This is a genomic window from uncultured Parabacteroides sp. (assembly GCF_905196875.1).
Classification (GTDB): domain Bacteria; phylum Bacteroidota; class Bacteroidia; order Bacteroidales; family Tannerellaceae; genus Parabacteroides.
Genome location: NZ_CAJJWO010000004.1, coordinates 115,189 through 134,610 on the forward strand (window position 1 = coordinate 115,189; position 19,422 = coordinate 134,610).

16 protein-coding genes are annotated in these 19,422 nt (G+C 46.6%); 10 read left to right on the forward strand and 6 right to left on the reverse strand.

The annotated features are described in order from the left end of the window. The first annotated feature begins 4 nt into the window (after positions 1 to 4). From QZ076_RS02610 to QZ076_RS02640, 7 genes are all read left to right on the forward strand, one after another. On the forward strand, positions 5 to 1,033 hold the full coding sequence (locus QZ076_RS02610) for an L-rhamnose/proton symporter RhaT (protein WP_293710075.1): 1,029 nt from the start codon (positions 5 to 7) through the stop codon (positions 1,031 to 1,033). Positions 1,034 to 1,067: 34 nt separating this feature from the next. Continuing rightward, the gene (locus QZ076_RS02615) at positions 1,068 to 2,312 is read left to right on the forward strand and encodes a uroporphyrinogen decarboxylase family protein (RefSeq protein ID WP_293710076.1); all 1,245 of its coding nucleotides are present in this window, start codon (positions 1,068 to 1,070) and stop codon (positions 2,310 to 2,312) included. Beyond that, positions 2,309 to 3,760 (forward strand): alpha-L-fucosidase, encoded by a 1,452-nt coding sequence (locus tag QZ076_RS02620; protein ID WP_293710078.1) that lies wholly within the window; start codon positions 2,309 to 2,311, stop codon positions 3,758 to 3,760. The genes QZ076_RS02615 and QZ076_RS02620 overlap by 4 nt, the downstream gene beginning before the upstream one ends. 98 nt (positions 3,761 to 3,858) lie before the next feature. Then, positions 3,859 to 5,088, forward strand: a complete 1,230-nt coding sequence (locus QZ076_RS02625; RefSeq protein ID WP_293710080.1) for a 3-phosphoshikimate 1-carboxyvinyltransferase — start codon at positions 3,859 to 3,861, stop codon at positions 5,086 to 5,088. A gap of 1 nt (position 5,089) precedes the next feature. After that, positions 5,090 to 5,509, forward strand: a complete 420-nt coding sequence (locus QZ076_RS02630; protein ID WP_293710082.1) for a phospholipase — start codon at positions 5,090 to 5,092, stop codon at positions 5,507 to 5,509. Positions 5,510 to 5,627: 118 nt separating this feature from the next. Then, entirely contained in the window at positions 5,628 to 6,434 is an 807-nt protein-coding gene (locus QZ076_RS02635; protein WP_293710084.1) for a metal ABC transporter permease, read from the forward strand. 47 nt (positions 6,435 to 6,481) lie between these two features. After that, a complete protein-coding gene (locus QZ076_RS02640; RefSeq protein ID WP_293710086.1) occupies positions 6,482 to 10,048 on the forward strand; it encodes a tetratricopeptide repeat protein in 3,567 nt (1,188 codons plus the stop codon). An 86-nt stretch (positions 10,049 to 10,134) separates the two neighbouring features. Here QZ076_RS02640 and uxaC read toward each other — a convergent pair whose 3' ends face one another. From uxaC to QZ076_RS02660, 4 genes are all read right to left on the reverse strand, one after another. Beyond that, complete coding sequence (gene uxaC / locus QZ076_RS02645; protein ID WP_293710088.1) at positions 10,135 to 11,538, reverse strand: glucuronate isomerase; 1,404 nt, start codon at positions 11,536 to 11,538, stop codon at positions 10,135 to 10,137. Between the two features lie 3 nt (positions 11,539 to 11,541). Further along, positions 11,542 to 12,210 carry a bifunctional 4-hydroxy-2-oxoglutarate aldolase/2-dehydro-3-deoxy-phosphogluconate aldolase gene (locus tag QZ076_RS02650; protein ID WP_293710090.1) on the reverse strand — a complete coding sequence of 223 codons (669 nt, stop codon included), beginning with the start codon at positions 12,208 to 12,210 and terminating at the stop codon, positions 11,542 to 11,544. Between the two features lie 107 nt (positions 12,211 to 12,317). Continuing rightward, positions 12,318 to 13,361: a sugar kinase gene (locus QZ076_RS02655; protein ID WP_293710092.1), complete on the reverse strand. Its 1,044-nt coding sequence runs from the start codon at positions 13,359 to 13,361 to the stop codon at positions 12,318 to 12,320. A gap of 124 nt (positions 13,362 to 13,485) precedes the next feature. After that, positions 13,486 to 13,917 (reverse strand): hypothetical protein, encoded by a 432-nt coding sequence (locus QZ076_RS02660; protein ID WP_293710094.1) that lies wholly within the window; start codon positions 13,915 to 13,917, stop codon positions 13,486 to 13,488. Positions 13,918 to 14,118: 201 nt separating this feature from the next. On the opposite strand from QZ076_RS02660, the gene QZ076_RS02665 reads away from it, so the two are divergent. After that, positions 14,119 to 14,562 (forward strand): helix-turn-helix transcriptional regulator, encoded by a 444-nt coding sequence (locus tag QZ076_RS02665; RefSeq protein WP_293710096.1) that lies wholly within the window; start codon positions 14,119 to 14,121, stop codon positions 14,560 to 14,562. Positions 14,563 to 14,734: 172 nt separating this feature from the next. Here the strand turns inward: QZ076_RS02665 and QZ076_RS02670 are convergent, their stop codons facing one another. Together QZ076_RS02670 and QZ076_RS02675 are read right to left on the reverse strand one after the other, a co-directional pair. After that, positions 14,735 to 15,925: a DUF418 domain-containing protein gene (locus QZ076_RS02670; protein ID WP_293710098.1), complete on the reverse strand. Its 1,191-nt coding sequence runs from the start codon at positions 15,923 to 15,925 to the stop codon at positions 14,735 to 14,737. A gap of 12 nt (positions 15,926 to 15,937) precedes the next feature. After that, positions 15,938 to 16,891 (reverse strand): nitrilase family protein, encoded by a 954-nt coding sequence (locus QZ076_RS02675; protein ID WP_293710100.1) that lies wholly within the window; start codon positions 16,889 to 16,891, stop codon positions 15,938 to 15,940. A 135-nt stretch (positions 16,892 to 17,026) separates the two neighbouring features. On the opposite strand from QZ076_RS02675, the gene QZ076_RS02680 reads away from it, so the two are divergent. Continuing rightward, complete coding sequence (locus QZ076_RS02680; protein ID WP_293710102.1) at positions 17,027 to 17,389, forward strand: BlaI/MecI/CopY family transcriptional regulator; 363 nt, start codon at positions 17,027 to 17,029, stop codon at positions 17,387 to 17,389. Between the two features lie 21 nt (positions 17,390 to 17,410). Beyond that, positions 17,411 to 19,405, forward strand: a complete 1,995-nt coding sequence (locus tag QZ076_RS02685) for a M56 family metallopeptidase (RefSeq protein WP_293710104.1) — start codon at positions 17,411 to 17,413, stop codon at positions 19,403 to 19,405. Positions 19,406 to 19,422 lie beyond the last annotated feature (17 nt).

Consider the following 19,422-nt stretch of genomic DNA (forward strand, 5'->3'; position numbering starts at 1 on the left):
GAATATGACCATTGAATTGTTTTTAGGAATCGGGTTGATTGCCGTCGGTGCATTCTCCTCCGGAAGTTTTTCCATCCCGTTCGGGAAGACCCGGGGCTGGGCATGGGAAAACTATTGGCTGATTTATAGTTTGTTTGCTTATGTGCTGGTTCCGGCAATTGCCTGCGGGGTGTTTTGTCCCGGTTTTATGGATGTCTTATCCGGTGTGCCGGCGGGTACATTGGCCTGGATATTCCTGTTGGGTATTGTCTATGGTATCTGTAATCTTACTTTCGGACTGTCTTTGCGTTATCTGGGATTGTCGCTCGGCTTCTCGCTCTCTCTGGGATTGATGATGATATTAGGGACGATCATTCCCCCGGCTATCGACGGGCGGTTGGCGGTTATGCTACAACAATCCGGTGGGACGATGTTGATTGCCGGGCTACTGATCGCGGCTGTCGGTATCGCGTTTAGCGGATATGCCGGTTACAGGAAAGACAAAGGAGCCGGGCCGGAAGCCAATTCGGAGTTGAACTTCGGTAAAGGACTGATATTGGTCTTCTTTGTCGGCATCACCGGTGCTTCGCAAGCCCTGGGAATAGAACAGGGAAGCGGCATATCCTCTTCATTGGTGGCGTCCGGCATCGATCCGCTGTTCCAAACCTTACCCGTTTTTCTGTTGATGTTCGGCGGTTCTTTTGTGGCAACTGCGCTTTGGTGCCTGTTCCTTGCCGGAAAGAACAACAACCTGAAAGCATTTGCGGGGACAAAAGAGATTGCTGTTTCAAAGAACTATCTGTATTGCGGACTGGCTGGTTTCCTGTGGTTCGTAAACTTTATCTTCTACGGTATGGGGAAAAGCCGCATGGGTGAATTTTCGTTCACGGCCTGGGGGATACTCATGTCGCTGACTATCGTTTTTGCTACCCTTTGGGGATTATGCCGGGGAGAATGGAAAGCAACCGACCTGAAGACAAAAGGTTGGATGTATGCCGGGTTGGTCGTACTGATCGTTGCCTCCTTCATTATCGGAATGAGCGGGGGTGAATAAAGAATAGAATAACAAACAAATAAATAATATATCAATGACTTCAAGAGAACGTGTCTTATCAGCTATCGCACATAAACAACCCGACCGTGTCCCGGTCGATATGGGAGCAACTCCCAGCTCGGGTATTTCTGCTATTGCCTATTCAAACCTGCTGAAACATCTGGGACGAACTGAACTTCCCGTACAAATCTACGATGTCGTACAGCAACTGGCACAGCCGGATATGTCTCTCGTCGACCAGTTCGGTATCGATGTGCTCGACATTGGGCGTACCTTCAACGTGCAGCCTTCCGACTGGCAGGAAACCCTGCTGGCAAATGGAGATAAAGCCTTGTATCCCGTCTGGTTCAATCCTGTTCTTCAGCCTAACGGATCGTATCATTGCTACGATACGGACGGGAAACGTCTCCTGGCTATGATGCCGAAAGGAGCTACTTTCTTCGACCAGTCTTACTTTCCTTATGTGGACGGTTACCCGGATAATTACGAGGGGTTGGACGAGGAAATGGGACGTGTCCTCTGGTCGCGTTACGTACATAGCCCCTGGGATCATGCTTCCGACTCCGGCTTCTGGGAACAGCTGAGAAAGAATGCCCTCCATCTGCGGGAAACAACCGATAAGGCGTTGATGATCGTCTGCGGCTGCAACCTGTTCGAATGGGGTACCTTCCTGCGCCGGATGGATAATTTCCTGATGGACTTGCTTTGCGATCCCGATCAGGTAGAACGGGTGTTGGACGAATTGTTGAAACGTCACCTGGCAACACTCGAGAAGGTTTGCTCTTCTGTGGGCGATATCGTCGATATCATCCGTTTCGGGGATGACCTGGGAATGACTACCGGTCCTTTCATGGATGTCGATACCTATAAGACGCTGTTCAAGCCCCGCCATAAACAGCTATGCGATTACGTCAAGTCACATAGCAAGATGCATACTTTTATCCATTCCTGCGGTTCCATTTCTGCGTTAATGCCCGATATGATCGAGGCCGGTATCGAAGTTTTCAATCCGGTTCAGACGAATGCCTTGAATATGGAGCCGGAGTTTCTGAAGAAGGAATTCGGACAGGATTGTACCTTCTGGGGAGGAGGCGTGGAAACTGTCGGCACACTGAATAACGGTACGCCTGAACAGGTACGCGAACAGGTACTGCAACGGCTGGAAATTATGTCGGCCGGCGGTGGCTTCGTTTTTAACACCGTACATAATATCCTGCCGGATGTTTCGCCTGCTAATATTATTGCTATGTTTGATGCGGTAAAAGAGTTTAATAGATGAAATATATAGTTTACGCACTTTGCTTATTAGTCCTGTCCTTCGCCTGCTCTGCTCCGGAATCCGGAAAGCCGCAGCCTACGAAGGGACAGCAGGCTATGATCGACCGCAAGTATGGTCTGTTCCTGCATTATGGAATGAATACCTATCTGGGTAAACAGTGGAGTGACGGTACCGATCCTGCCGCAAAATTCACTCCCCCTGCCGATATTGGAGAAAAGGCTGCCGACTGGGTGCGGGTTGCCAAAGAAGCTGGTATGCGTTCCATTGTACTGACTACCAAGCATCACGAAGGCTTTTGCCTCTGGGATAGCCGGTATACGGATCATGACATTGCCAATCCGGCTATCAACCATAAGGTCGATATTGTAAAAGCTGTATCCGATGCCTGTCACAAGTATGGCATTGCTTTCTCTGTTTATTATTCGTTGTGGGATCGCTATGAACCTTCTTATAAAGAAGCAGATAAACATAAATATATCGACTTTATGAAGAATCAGCTTCAGGAGTTGATGACGAATTATGGTGAAGTTCACGAACTCTGGTTTGACGGCGCATGGGATCGTCAAGTGGAAGAGTGGTACCTGCCCGAAGTCTACGACTATGTAAAATCGATGCAGCCCGATTGTCAGATCTCCACAAACTGGACATTGGGTAAACGCCCTGTCGATATGCGGGAAGGGGATACGATCGTCTATTTTCCGTCCGATTTTCGATTGTGGGACCCTTATCTGCCTGTTGCGGATGATCCGAAAATATATACTTATGGAGGAAAGGAATATTATCTGCCTTACGAATGTACGCAAACGATCTCTGTGTTGGGTAACTGGTTTGCCGACGATGCCGATACGACAGTGCGTGACCTGGACGAGCTGGAAGAAATATTCTATGTATCGACGATAAACGATAACTGTCTTTTACTGAATATTCCCCCAGATCGTAATGGCGACCTGAATCCCGAAGCAGTAAAGCGTATCAACGAACTGGCCCGTGTGCTCTCTATCGATAACGGCAAGCCTTTCCCGAAAACTTTGCAGAGACCGCGGTCGCTGACATCGTTTGCCTGTGCGGAAGCAAGTAGCGTACATAAATCGGACACTTTGCATTATGGTGCTGCTTATGCCGTGGATAGCGATGTCTCTACTTCATGGATGTGCGGCGATACGACAGGTTGGCTAAGTATCACATTGGAAAAACCGTCCCGATTCAAACAGATATCCATCATCGAAGGAAACAATAACATCAAACAATTCTCTGTGGAGGTAATGAAGGAAGGACAATGGCAACAGGTCTATAAAGGGGATGCCTTATCCGATGAATCTATTCAAAGCTTTATGGGATATGGTTTTGGTGAGATTGACCTGAAAGAACCGTTGGAAGCACAGCAGTTACGAATTAATGTTGAAAAGGCTATAGGAATTCCTTTGATCTATTCCGTTCGCTTGAAATAGTTAGGAATAAGAGTAACCTGTGTTTGGAAATTGAATGAATAGAAATCGGAATAATTTCCGTACTTTTGTCTTCTCATTTTAATGAACAGACAAAAGCAATGAAATATCTGATAAAAAGCCCGGAAGAGGTACTCCGGGCTTCCGTACAACTCCCTGCTTCCAAGAGCATCAGTAACCGTGCATTGATATTGAATGCCCTGAGCTATAGTCCGTATGACATACAGAATCTTTCCGACTGCGACGATACGGAAGTGATGGTCCGGGCGCTCAACTCCAACAGTTGCGATTTCGATATTAAAGCGGCCGGAACAGCTATGCGTTTCCTGACCGCTTTCCTTTCCAAAGTGATCGGCGAATGGACTATTACCGGGACAGAGCGGATGAAGAACCGCCCTATCAAACTGCTGGTCGATGCGCTCAACTCGCTCGGTGCCCGTATCGAATATATCGAAAAGGAAGGTTATCCGCCTTTGCGTATTTTCGGAAGTGCTTTGCAGGGAGGTGAGATTTCGTTGGCCGGAGGTGTCAGTTCGCAATATATATCCGCTTTGCTGATGATCGCTCCGTTGATGGAGAACGGCCTGACGCTGAATCTGGAAGGCAATATCATTTCCCGTCCTTATATCAACCTGACCTTGCAGTTGATGGAACAGTTCGGTGTGAAAGCTACCTGGAGCGGACAAATGATCCGGATACTTCCCCAGGAATATAAACCGGTTCATTTCACAGTCGAGTCGGATTGGAGCGCCGCCTCTTACTGGTATGCAATGATGGCTTTGTCGAAAACGGCCGAAATAGAATTGCTCGGACTATTTAAAAACAGTCTGCAAGGAGATGCTGCCGGAGCAAAACTATTCGCCCAACTAGGAGTCGGCACCACCTTCACCGACCGTGGCGTGCAGTTGAAACATAACGGGAATGTGGCAAAGAAACTTATCTATAATTTCGTAAACGAACCCGATCTGGCGCAAACATTTGTCGTTGTCTGCGTGTTACTAAATATCCCCTTCCGCTTCACCGGACTGCAATCGCTGAAGATAAAAGAGACCGACCGTATCGAGGCGCTGAAAACAGAACTTCGCAAGCTCGGCTATCTGTTGACCGACAGCAACGACAGTATCCTCGAATGGAACGGAGAGCGGTGCGAACCGGAAGTCGATCCGGTTATCGCCACTTACGAAGATCACCGGATGGCGATGGCTTTCGCCCCTGCCGCTCTCATTCTGCCGCAGGGAATCAGAATAGCTGATCCGGGCGTAGTGACAAAGAGTTATCCCACTTTCTGGGACAATCTCAGAGGGGCTGGTTTTACTGTGAAGGAGGTTTAATATGTGGTATATCATCATAGGTGTAATCGTGCTGGGGGTAATTGCTGCCGTAGCCGGTTATTTCAGGAATAAGAAATTGCAGAAGATGCTGGAACGCGGGGAGATCAGCGAGATCCCCGAAGCCCGTGAAATACCGGAAGAGTGTTGCGGCCAGCATGAAACCTGCGAACGCGACAGCCTGCTGGCTGCCGTAAGTAAAAAAATCGAATATTACGACGATGAGGAACTGGATCGTTTCCGGGGACTGGAAGGCGACGAATATGACGAAGAGGCCGTCAACGAATTTCGCGAAGTGCTCTACACCTTGCAGTCGGAAGAAGTGGCCGGATGGCTCCGCAGCCTTCAGCTTCGTGCCGTAAACCTGCCGGATGCGCTGAAAGATGAAGCGTTCCTGATCGTTGGAGAACGGCGGATACATTAGGTGTATTCTGAACGGCGCACAAGGTAGCTACCTCGGGCATCTAAAGATAGCTACCTCGACCACCTAAAGGTAGCTACCTTCACATCTGACATAAATATGAACATCCGATAAGATAAATATGGATTTACTACAATATACTTTTTTTCAACATGCACTAATCGGTAGCCTGCTTACCGCCATCACCTGCGGTATTGTCGGGACATATGTTGTCGCGCGCCGTCTGGTATTTATCAGCGGCGGTATAACCCATGCTTCCTTCGGAGGGTTGGGACTCGGTTTCTATCTGGGAACGAACCCGATCCTGATGGCGATGGTCTTTTCCGTCCTTTCCGCTTTCGGGGTAGAGTGGGCCAGCAAGACACAGAATGTCCGCGAAGACTCGGCCATTGCCGGTGTCTGGGCGCTGGGTATGGCTTTGGGAGTGATCTTTATTTTCCTTACGCCCGGCTATTCGCCGAACCTTTCCGCCTACCTGTTCGGTAATATCCTGACGATCTCCCTGTCCGATATTATCTGGATAGCAGCGCTGGCTGTTGTTCTGATCGCCGTTTTTGCCCTGTATCTCCGGGAAATCGTATACGTGGCTTTCGACAGCGACTTTGCCAAAACGCAACATATCCATGTGAAGTGGATCGAGTATATGATGATGTTCTTCATTGCACTGACTATCGTGCTTTCTATCCGTTTGGTCGGTATTATGCTGTTAATGAGTTTGCTCACTTTGCCTCAGATTACCGTGAACCTGTTTACATCCGACTTCAAAAAGATCATCCTGGGTAGTATCGGCCTGGGATTTCTGAGTTGTGTAGTCGGGCTGGTGCTTTCCTATTTCCTGAATGTACCTTCGGGAGCATTTATCATCCTGGTGCTGGTACTGGTCTTTCTGCTTGTGAAAGGCGTATTATTCTTTACGAAAAGGCAATAAAACAGGTTGTTCTTAGTTTATTATATGATAAAGAGCACACATATTACGTGAAGAAAGGTTTTTACTATATAATTGCACTGTTTGCAGTACTCTTGTTTTGGTCGTGCAGCACGAAGAAAAACACCAAAGCAAGCAGGTTCTACCATGCTTTCAACTCCAGATACAATATCTATTATAACGGGAAAACCTCTTTCGACGAGGCCTTGCTTTCCATGCAGACCGGTTATAAAGAAAGCTACTCCGAGCAAATCCACATGTATCCGATCAGCGCGCAGCCGAAGGATAAGAAGGAGACCGGAGGACCTTTCGACCGTGCCATCGAGAAAGGTAACAAAGCGATCAAACTACATTCCATCAAAGCAAAACCCGCTAAGAAACCCGGCTGGCGGAACGACCCCAAACAACGAGCTCTCCAGGAGCAGGAGGAATACAATCCTTTCCTGAAGAAATGCTGGTTGCTGATCGGACAGGGACAATTCTATAATGCCGATTTCCTCCAGGCTTCCGCTACATTTTCCTATATCGCCCGCCATTATGCGCAGGATGAAGAAATGGTAGCCGAAGCCCGTCTGTGGCAGGCTCGCTGCTATTCGGAAATGGATTGGTTCTACGAAGCCGAAGATATCCTGGGTAAACTCAATACGAACGGGATACCCAAGAAGAACCTGAAACAGTATGCTTCCGTATATGCCGATTACCTGGTGAAGAACAAGCAGTTCGACGATGCGATTCCTTATTTCAAGTCTGCTATTAAGTCTGAAAAGAATAAACGCCAGCGTACCCGTATGAAATACCTGTTGGGACAGATCTATGCCGCACAGGATCAGGATGGAATGGCTTATAAGATGTTCAGCGAAGTAGCCAGAGCTAACCCTCCTTACGAACTGGAGTTCGCAGCCCGTATCCGTCAGACTGAAGTATTTACCGGTGGCAACTACCAGAAGGTGGTCAAGATGCTTGGTCGTATGGCGAAGAGCGATAAGAATAAAGACTATCTGGATCAGGTATATTATGCCTTGGGAAATATCTATCTGAACCGTGAAGATACCGTAAATGCCATCAAGAACTACGAACTGGGTATCGAAAAGAGTACACAGAACGGCCTGGAGAAAGCAATTTGCCAGATCAAACTGGGTGATATTTATTTTACGCAACGCGATTACGTAAAGGCGCAGCCTTGCTTTAGCGGAGCCCTGTCGGGTATCCAGAAAGAATATAAAGACTTCAAACGTGTATCGAAACTATCGGCCGTTCTCGACGAGTTGGTCGTGCACGTAGAAGCCGTGCATTTGCAGGATAGCTTGCAAACACTGGCTAAGATGCCCGAACCGGAGCGGCTGGCGGTGATCGACAAGATCATCGAACAGGTCAAGAAGGAGGAGGAAGAAGCCAAAGCCCTGGCCGAGAAGGAAGCCTACCTGGCTGACCAGGCTGCTAAAGGTTCAGGTATCGACCGCCCCGGAACAGAGACGGGTGGTATCGTACTGCCGACTACATCGGGCGGAGCCACTTTCTATTTCTATAATCCTTCTACCGTTTCACAAGGTAAAGCGCAGTTCCAGCGTAAATGGGGACGACGTGCTCTGGAAGATAACTGGCGTCGCCGTAAGAAGGAAATGTCGACTTTCAATGAAGAACCTCTGGAAGAGGGAATGGCGGATGCAGACTCGCAGGCAGTAGGTGCAGACGGTCAGCCTCTCTCAACTGACTCTCTGGAAGCCGGTCTGCCCAGTGTTGCAGCCGACGATCCTAAGTCGCGTGAGTATTATATACAACAGTTGCCGTTCACCGAAGAAGAAGTAGCCGCTTCCAATATTATTATAGAAGACGGCCTCTATAATATGGCTATGATTTATAAAGACAAACTGGAAGATCTGCCGTTATCGATAGAAGCCTTCGAGGAACTGGAACGCCGTTTCCCGGATAACTCGCACCGTCTGGAAAGCTATTACCAGGTTTACCTGATGGCACTCCGTACAGGTAATACCGCATTGGCTGCCGAATATAAAACGAAGATGACAAATGCCTTCCCGGATGAGGATTACACCATTGCCATCTCCGATCCGAATTACGAATATAATATCCGTATGATGGACTCCGTACAGGATTCTATCTACCAGCAGACGTATAACAGCTATCTGGCGAGCGACACCAGTGCCGTGCGTAAAAACTATCGGGAAGTAACGAGTAAATACCCGTTGGCAACGCTTATGCCTAAGTTTATGTTCCTGGAAGCATTGACTTATGTACAGGCCGGAGACGCCGAAGGCTTTAAGGCAGCCCTGAAAGCCCTTGTCGAGAAATATCCGACAGCCGATGTAACGGAGCTTGCCGGTGAGATGCTGAAAGGTATCCTCCGCGGTCGTACGCTGATGCAGGGTAGTGTGACCGGTATGGCCTGGAACCTGCGTTTCGGTCTGGGTGAAGACGGCTCGTTGTCGGCTGCCGACTCGGCACGTACGTTCACTGCCGAACCGAATACCTCGTATCGCATGATCCTGATGTATCCGAGCGGAAGCGTGGATAAGAACCAGCTGCTGTTTGCCGTAGCCGCTTACAACTTTGCCAACTTTATGGTGAAGGAGTTCGACCTGACCTTCGAAGAGGCAGGTCCGATGTCGATGCTCAATATCAGCGGATTTAACGGCATCAATGAAATACTCCAGTATTATAAGATGATATATGGTAAAGACGGTTATGCCCAGGCACTGGACAAGAACGTAGCTATCCTCCCGATCTCCGATGATAACTACGAGACATTGATGCGCGGAAAGACGCTGGAAGAATACATCGACTTCTTCGATGAAAACTACGGAGAGGAAGTTCCTGAATTAGCAGCCCGTTGGAAAAATCGTATGGAGGAAGCAGAAGAGGAACAACAGCCGGAAGAAGTAGATCCGGAAGAGGAAACCCCGGCTGTGATAACAGAAGAAGAACCGGCCCGTCGGGAAGAAGCTCCGGCAGAAGCCGAAAAACCTGCAGTGCAGCCTGCTGCCAAGGATACGGTTATTCCGGAAGTTGCAGCTCCCGACAGTATTGTAACTGTCCCTGTTCCTGTCTTGCCTGGCGATACCCTCACCGTGCAGCCGGTTATTCCGGAAACGGTAACCACCGTAACGCCACAGGACACTGTGCCTGTCGTTCAGGCTCCGGAAGAGAAAGAGCTCACATTAAAAGAGATCGAAGCTATCCGTAAGCGTGAAGCCGAGGAGGAAGCCGCTCGTAAGGAAGTCGCCCGCAAAGAGTTTGAAGCACAACAGAAAGCTGAAAAAGAATTGCAGGAACAAAAAGCTAAAGAACGTGCCGACGAACTGAAAAAGCAGCAGGAAGAAGAAAAAGCTCTTCTGAAAGCAAAAGCAGAACGCGAAAAGCAACTGGAACAAGATCGTAAGAACAAGCTGAAACAAGCAGAAGCCGATCGCAAAGCCAAGCTGAAAGCCCGTGAAGAACTGCGTAAGCAGAAGGAGCGCGATTATAAGGAAAATCAGAAGAAGAAAGAAAAAGAGCGCAAACAAAAGGAAAAAGATTATCAGGAAAAACTCAAAGCCAAAGAGAAAGCCCGTCGGGAAGCTCTGAAGGCTAAAGAGGCGGCAGCTCGTGCCCGTAAGAAATAAAGAAAATAAGAAGTAACGGAAAAAGGTGTATCAAAATAGCCAATGCTATCAGATACACCTTTTATTATGCTAAAAACTACCAATGGTCAAAATCCGAAATACTGCTTTGCATTATTGTAGCTGATATCTTCTACCATCTTACCGATGAAAGGCAGTTCGGAAGCCGGCAGTTCTCCGTTTTCCACCTCTTTACCCAACATATTGCAAAGGATGCGGCGGAAGTATTCATGACGCGGATACGACAGGAAACTGCGTGAGTCGGTCAGCATACCAACAAAGCGGCTCAATAATCCCAGGTCGGAGAGCGTGTTCATCTGGTCTTCCATGCCATGGATCTGATCCAGGAACCACCAACCGGCGCCGTATTGCATTTTGCCCGGCAGCGAACCGTCGTTGAAGCTATACGCCGTTGTCATCATCACGGCACTATCTTTCGGGTTCAGGTTGTAGAAGATTGTTTTCGTCAACAGACCTTCTGATTCCAGACGGCTGAGGAAGCGGATCATCGGTTCTGCTATTTCAAGGTCTCCGATCGCGTCATAACCCGTATCCGGCCCCAGTTTCTTAAACATGCGGGCGTTGTTGTTGCGGGTCGGGCCGATATGGAACTGTTGTGCCCAGTTGCTGCGGGCATCCATAACAGCCAGTTCGTAAAGCATGGCGGAACGGAACTTATCTATTTCTTCGCCTGTCAACGCCTTATTCATACGGGCTTTCATAAAGATGGCCTCTATTTCCGCATTTGTATAAGGTGTTGCATAGAAGGTACTCAATCCGTGATCGGATACGCAGCAGCCGATCGATTCAAAGAAATCGTGACGCTTTTGCAAGGCGGCCAGTAAATCTTTGAAAGAGAGGATCGACATGCCGGAAGCGGCTTCCAGTTTAGTAAGGTATTCATTGTAAGCTGCAAGGTTTTCGATCGCCATCGCTTTGTCCGGACGCCAGGTCGGAAGCACTTTCGTGGACAGGCCGGTGTTACGGATCGCTTTGTGATATTCCAGTGAGTCGATCGGATCGTCAGTCGTGCAAACCACCTCCACATTCATACGTTCCATAATTGCCTGGGCACGGAATTCGGGTGTTTGCAGCTTGGCGGTGCATTCGTCGTATATCTTACGGGCGGTTGAAGGGTTCAACACCTTATCGACACCAAATATACGGCTAAGTTCCAGATGCGTCCAGTGGTAAAGCGGGTTGCGCATAGCGTGCTGTAACGTATCGGCCCACTTCTGGAACTTCTCGAATGAAGGTTTGTCGCCGGTGATATATTCTTCGGGGACACCGTTGGCACGCATCGCACGCCATTTGTAATGATCCCCACCCAACCAAATCTCTGTCAGGTCGGCAAACTGGTAGTTGTCGGCAATCTGCTGCGGGATCAGGTGACAATGATAGTCGATGATCGGCATTTTCGCTGCATGCTCGTGATACAGCTTCCGGGCTGTATCCGTCTGAAGCAGGAAGTCAGCATCAAGAAATGGTTTCATAGCTTAACGGTATTTTTTGATAATACTTAATGCGTTACTGCAAAGTGCCGTAATAGCTTTCCAATCCTTTGCTGCGATAGCTTCTTTCGGGAACAGGTTGGAACCCATTCCAACACAAGTTACGCCTGCTTTGAACCAGGCTGACAAGTTTTCTTCCGTCGGTTCTACCGCTCCTGTTGCCATAATCATAGACCAGGGCATCGGGGCTTTGATATTCTTAACAAAAGAAGGACCTCCCACGTTACCTGCCGGGAATACTTTACACAAGTCGCATCCCACTTCCTGTGCAAAACCTATTTCCGAAACAGAACCGCATCCCGGGGTATAAGGAACCAGGCGACGGTTGCATATTTTTGCAATTTCCGGGTTGAACAGCGGACCTACTACGAAGTTTGCCCCCAATTGCAGGAATAAAGCCGCTGTAGCCGGATCGACGATCGACCCGATCCCCAACACCATTTCCGGACATTCCACGGCAGCATATTTTACCAGTTCGGCAAACACTTCGTGGGCGAAGTCACCGCGGTTGGTAAATTCGAATGCACGTACACCACCTTCATAACAGGCTTTCAATACCTGTTTGGCTGTTTCTATATCTTTATTATAATAGACAGGTACCATTCCGGTGCTTATCATCGCATCCAATACCTGCATTTTACTAAATCTGGCCATTGTTAATAATTGTTTAATGTGATCAATATGCCAATGTGCCAATTTAAGTTACTAATGGATTTTTCCATTGGCATATTGGCACATTTTCTTATTGGCTTATTATTATATTATCTTGAAACGCGTCCTGATCCGTCGCCTTCCATCAGTTTCTCCACTTCGTCGACAGTTACCTGGTTGAAGTCACCATAGATGGTGTGTTTCAGGCAGGAAGCAGCGACAGCGAAGTCGAGTGCTTTCTGATCGTCGGTCGTATAAGTGAGCAGACCATAGATCAGGCCACCCATGAATGAATCGCCACCGCCTACACGGTCAACGATGTGTGTGATATCGTAACGGCGTGACTGATATAGTTTTCCGTCTGCATACAGAACGCCTCCCCATGTATTGTGGTTGGCATTGATCGAACCGCGCAGGGTGATGATCACTTTCTTTGCGCGCGGGAATTTAGCCATCAGTTGTGTACAAACCGATTCAAATTCGGCAGCATTTACCTCACCGGCAGTCTGTGCCACATCGAAACCTTCCGGTTTGATGCCGAATACCTTTTCTGCATCCTCTTCATTTCCGAGAATAACATCACATCCGGCAACCAATGCAGGCATTATTTCAGAAGCCGTCTTTCCGTATTTCCACAGGTTTTTGCGGTAGTTGATATCGCAGGAAACGGGAATACCCAGTCTGTTGGCTGTCTGTATAGCTTCTAGGCAAGCATCGGCAGCACCTTGTGAGATAGCCGGCGTGATACCCGTCCAGTGGAACCAGGAAGCATCTTTCAATACCTCTTCCCAATTGATCATTCCCGGCTGGATTTCAGCAATAGAAGAATGTGCACGATCGTAAACAACCTTGCTGGCACGTGCTACGGCTCCTGTTTCCAGGAAGTAGATACCCAGGCGGTCGCCTCCATAAACAATATGTGAAGTACCGACACCATATTTACGTAAATCCATTACACAGGCACGTGCAATATCGTTTTTCGGTAAACGGGTAACAAACTCTGCTGCGATCCCGTAGTTTGCCAATGATACGGCAACATTGGCTTCACCACCGCCAAAGGTGGCATTCAATTGATTACTCTGACTAAAACGGAGATAATCTGGTGTGGCCAGTCTGAGCATTATCTCTCCAAAGGTTATTACTTTTTTATCCATGGCATAAACTTTTATTATCCAGTGCAAAAGTAGTAGATTATATTTAAAAACCTAATATGTGTGTGCGAAAACATTTGCACAAAATGGAATTAAATAGAAGGAGTCTTGATTATAATATCAATCTTTATTTTATTTCCGAGGGCAGTAGAGAAACATGTAAAGACTTGTACCCTGCACTAAGGACTATCTTTTCATTGTGTTCAATCCATATTGAGAAAGGCTTTATGATAAAATCTTTGGTTATCGAGTCCTGCAACTCTTCTTCATAATAATGGCTGTAGTCTTCTCCTGTTTTAAATATCTCGTCTATCCGTAATGAAGCTATTTCATCAGGAGATAAGCTAACCTTTTTTTTCCATCTTTTACCGATAAAAGTTTCTTGCTTCAGTCCTTTTTCATCTGTGTAAGTGACTACTATTTTACGTGCGGACGATGTATGTACAGCTACATGATAAGTCACACAAAACGGCTCTTTTTCTTTCTTTTCGTGACTTTTCCAAAAGACCAGTAAGGATAAGGCTAACGCCATTAATAGTAGTGTGTATATTTTATTCATAACAACTCTTTGTGCAAAGTTCGGCATATAATTTTGAATAGATGTAGAAGATTTACTTGTAAAATACAAGTAACCTACTTGTATTTTACAAGTTCGTGCAAGGAGCAGAAAGGCTGGATATTTTGTTATATCCCTGCATCTTCATCGAAATATGGAGATTTGTTCATATATTTGTTTCACTCTTAAAAGAAAATAGGTAGCATGGAAACAGAAAACGTAAAAGATAAAAAAGTTCATCAGGGTCTAAATGTCAGCAAGATACGCCGGTATGAAGATATCAAGCAAGAGGATCTGGCAGAAAAGTTAGGCGTTAGCCAGCAGTTTATTTCCCAGTTGGAACAACAACGTGAAATAGGAAGAGATTATCTCGTGAAAATTGCGGCAATCCTGAAAGTCGCACCGGAAGTGATTGAAAATATGGAAGAGACACCGATTTCTATTGTTGTTGAGAATAATAATTTTGAGAATGGAAGTAATAATACAGGAATAGGCTATGTCAATGAAGTAAATGACAATAAGATTATTCACCCCGTTGAAAAGATAATCGAACTAAGCAAAGAGAATGCCTCCTTATACGAGCGTATGATGGCTAATGAAAAAGAGAAAGTAGCCTTACTTGAGAAGTTATTGAACGAAAAGAAATAAACTTTTTATCTTTACAAATTGCTTGTCGATAATTATCGACAGGCTTGTTGATAATTGTGGGCAAGCCTGCTGATAATTGTGAGCAGATTTGTCGACAATTATCAGCAAGCAATTACTTACCATGTTTTTTTCATTTCCCCGGCATATAAATCACTTTTCCTGCCGGTTGTTTTCAATTCCCGGAATTGATCCAGGTGAGTTTATGCCACAAACCTTCGAGCGGACCTTGTTTATGACTCTTCAGCCACCATTTACAGAAGCTGACCTGCAAGAGGAAGAGGACAAAGCCGATAAGCAGGCTGATTGCATAACCGCAGTAAGGTGCCAGATATAATCCGAAAGGGAAATAGATGATCGCACCGAGTATAGACTGTGATATATAATTGGTAAGACTCATTTTGCCGTAGAACCGTAGCCCGGAAGTCAGCTTCTTGAATGACTCTTTCCGGTATAACAGAACGAACGAGGAAACCAATACGATTGTAAAGGCAAACTTCTGCCACATATCCAGAATAACACCGACACTTTGTTTTATCAAAGCAATATCGCTATTGTCGTATAACATGACCTTCAGCTGGTACAACGGGCAGAATACGATAGACGAGATGATCAGCGCCTTTACCCAGAAACGGGTATTGTCGTCGGATGTGACGAACAGTTGCTTTCTGCCGATCAGTAATCCCAGCATGAATAGTCCGGCTGTTTGCAGGAAACGCCCCGCACCGATCGCCCAGAACAGACTTGCTTTCTGTCCCAGAGTCACATTACCCCAGATGAATTTCCAGAAATTCCCTTCTTTGGTGTATTCGGCTACTTCCCCATACATTTCGCCGACGCCCAGATTGGGTAAGGTGTATTCGGGATTGAACAAGCTGGCGATGTAATGAAACCATTCCACCGGTTGCAGCAACAGGATAATCGCAGTGATCAGTATAGCTTTGTCGCTCCATTTGCGAACGAGGAAAAGGAAGAGTCCGACAACGCAGAATAACAGTAACACATCACCTGCCGGAAAGAAGGCGGCGTTTAGCGTGGCAAAGCCTGCCAATAGAAGCAGACGCCAGAGGAAACGATATCCGAAGTCTTTCCCTTTTTTCAGTTGATTGGTATATTGGATGTAAAATGTGAAGCCGAATAACAGCGAAAAGATAGCATACGCTTTTCCTGCAAAAAGAGAGAATGTGACACTGAATACCCCTTCGTTCAGGATATTCAGCCATTCCGGCTGGGTGGCCGGATCGGGATAGACCGGGAAGATAAAGTGTTCCAGGTTATGAACAAGGATAATAGCCAACACGGCAAAGCCGCGCAGGGCATCCACCACTTCGATGCGTGGAATCTTGGTAAGGGTTGTTTGTTGCATGATGTTTTATCTTTATGAGTTTGTGTTTAGCCAGGAAACTTTTTGTTCTGATGTATGAGGTTGTGAGATGATATCTGCATAGAGTTCCGGACGGCGTGCCTTCCGATAACGATATCCTCCGGCCTGTTGTAGCTTTTCCGGAATGATCGTAGCAGTAACGAAGTCGTTCCCCAATTTCCGGCATTCAGCTATTATGTCGCCGAAAGGATCTAAGATCATGGAACAACCGTTCTTTATCTCGTTGTAATCTTTACCTATCGGATTTGAAAAGACAACGTACACAGCATTATCATAGGCACGGGCCGGAAGCCATTTCATCAACCACGCTCTGCCTTTCAGTCCGTCGAACTCCTGGCGGAGAGAGGTCGGGTCGTTCTCCTTGTTTTCCCATAAAGCCGGATCGATCAATCCGGCTCCGGGGCGGGGAGAAGGGGTGCACATCGTTACATGCGGCATAAAAATAATATCTGCTCCCAGCAGTGCGGTAGCTCGTACGTTTTCTATGATATTATTATCGTAACATATTAATATTCCGCATTTCCAGCCGTTGATATCGAATACGACATATCGGTCTCCAGGTAGAATATTCGGGTTGATGAAAGGATGCAGTTTCCTGTATTTAGCTTTCAACCCGTTTTTATCTACACAGATTTGTGCTTTGTAAATACGGTCGGAGTCGTCGCGTTCGAAAAAGCCGGCCAGAAGTGTAACATTGGTTTCCCGTGCTATTTCAATCAACGCCTGTGTGCTTTCTCCGGATGGGATTGGTTCGGCAATGGCCAGTAATTCTTCACGCGACAAATCTTTGGCGAATGTGTATCCGCAAACGGAACATTCGTGAAAAGCTACCACATCTGTACCTTCGGCAGAAGCTTTCAGGCAAATGTTTCGTATGGAAGATAGGTTGGCCGCTTTGTCGTTATCGATTGTCTCGAATTGAGCTGTTGTAATTCTTAATGAATTCATGGTATTATGATTAAATTGCAAAAGTATTACTATATAACTGAAATGCTAACTCTTTAATACTTATTAACTCCTTATCTATTGTGTGTATACGATATTTTCGTAGATTTGCGATACAATCGTAAATAAATAGGAATCATGGAAAAATTGACAATGCAGGAAGAAGAGGTAATGCGCTGGATATGGCAGATTGGTCCTTGTTTCGTTAAAGATATACTGGCAAAGTATCCGGACCCGAAGCCCCCATACACCACGCTTGCTTCTATTGTAAAAAATCTGGAACGCAAAAAGTATGTGAAGAACAAACGCTATGGTAATACGTACGAATATACTCCCCAGATACCGGAGAGCGAATATAAACGTACCTTTATGAGCGGCGTTGTTCGTAACTACTTCGAAGACTCGTACAAAGAGATGGTTTCCTTCTTTGCCAAAGAGCAGAAGATCTCTGCGGATGATTTGAAAGATATCATCGATCTGATAGAAAAAGGAAAAGAATAAACCTTTTAATACCTTATTACCATGACACCGGAATTTGCCTACTTTCTGAAGGTGAATGTAGCCTTTGTACTCTTTTATGCCTTCTACCGACTGCTCTTTTATAAGGATACCTTCTTTAAGTTGCGTCGTGTTTCCCTCCTTGCTTTCTTTGGGTTGGCACTGATTTATCCCCTATTTAACATACAGGAATGGGTGAAGGAGCAGGAGCCTATGACGGAAGTGATTCAGATGTATTCGGCTATCCTGCCGGAAATAACCGTGACGCCCGAAGTGGTGGTCGAAACAGACTGGAAGAGTATCCTGCTTTCGGCAAGTTCTTATTTTTACTGGGGTGTCGTGGCCCTTCTTTTAGTTCGCTTCCTGATCCAGCTAGGCAGTATCCTGCTACTGGCTTATCGCAGTCGGCGGACGGTCATACACGGCGTGCCTGTTTATCAGCTGGATAAACCCGCCGGACCTTTCTCGTTCTTCCAAATGATATTCATACATCCGGAAAGCCATTCGGATAAAGAGATAGATGAAATACTTACACACGAATGTACCCACGTATTCCAATGGCATTCGGTAGATGTGATGATTTGCGAGTTGATTACCGTTATATGCTGGGTGAATCCCTTTGCATGGCTTCTCAAACGGGAAGTGCGCCATAACCTCGAATACCTGGCAGATAATACCGTTATCCAATCCGGATACGACAGCAGGAGCTATCAGTATCACCTGTTAGGTCTTGCCCATCACCATCAGGCTGCAGCAACGTTATATAATAGCTTTAATGTATTACATCTAAAAAACAGAATTAGTATGATGAACAAAAAGAGATCCAATGGGATCGGAAGAACAAAATACCTGATATTCGTTCCACTGGCGGGATTCCTGATGCTATTCAGCAACATAGAGGCGGTTGCCCGTATTACGGGAAAAATTGCAGCCGAAGCAGTTGCCGAAGTGAAGGAAGCTACCGAGATCAGTCTGGTTTCGGCTGATGCCGTGAAAGTGAAAGGACAGGTAATAGACGATTTTAACGGACCGGTAATCGGTGCGAATGTGCTTGTAAAAGGAACCAACGTCGGGACAATAACAGACCTGGATGGGAACTTTGTACTCGAAACGACGAAAGATGCTGTCCTTGTATTCTCTTTCCCGGGAACAAAAGCGAAAGAAGTGGCAGTGAAAGATGTATTGGGTGACCTGAAGGTACAGTTGTATTCGGACGGAACAATACAGCGGTCGCAGTCAGGCACAGCTTCTCCTGCTCCGCAACGGCAGTCGGATGCGCCGCAGATGGTGTCGGATCAGGTTTTTACAGTGGTAGAAGTAATGCCCGAATATCCCGGTGGACAAGGGGAATTGCTGAAGTATCTGGCAAAGAGTATAAAATATCCGGTAATTGCACAGGAAAATGGTATCCAGGGACGTGTAACAGCTTCATTTATAATAGAGAAAGACGGCTCTATCCGCAATATCGAAGTGATTCGTGGTGTTGATCCGTCACTCGATGCGGAGGCTGTCAGAGTACTTTCCGGCATGCCGAACTGGACGCCCGGAAAGCAACGGGGACAGGATGTAGCCGTTAAATATACGGTGCCGGTTACTTTTCGCTTGCAGGGAAAAACCGAAAATCAACCTACTCCGGGTAAGGATGATGTAGTTGTTGTCGGTTATGGTAGCAACGAGGCTGATAAAGCTACCGACAGTTCAGATCAGGTCTTTGCAATGGTAGAAAAGATGCCGGAATTTCCAGGGGGACAGAATGGCATAATTAATTATCTGCAAAAGACGATGCAATATCCGAAGGATGCGCAGGAGAAAGGTCTCCAGGGACGTGTTATCTGTTCATTTATTATAGAAAAAGACGGCTCGATCACCAATGCTGAAGTCATGCAGGGTATCGAACCTTCATTGGATCAGGAAGCCCTGCGTGTTGTTAATGCGATGCCGAAATGGAGTCCGGGAATGCAGCGCGGAAAAGCTGTTCGGGTAAAATATACTGTTCCTCTGACTTTCACCTTGCAGTAACCATAAAATACGAAGTC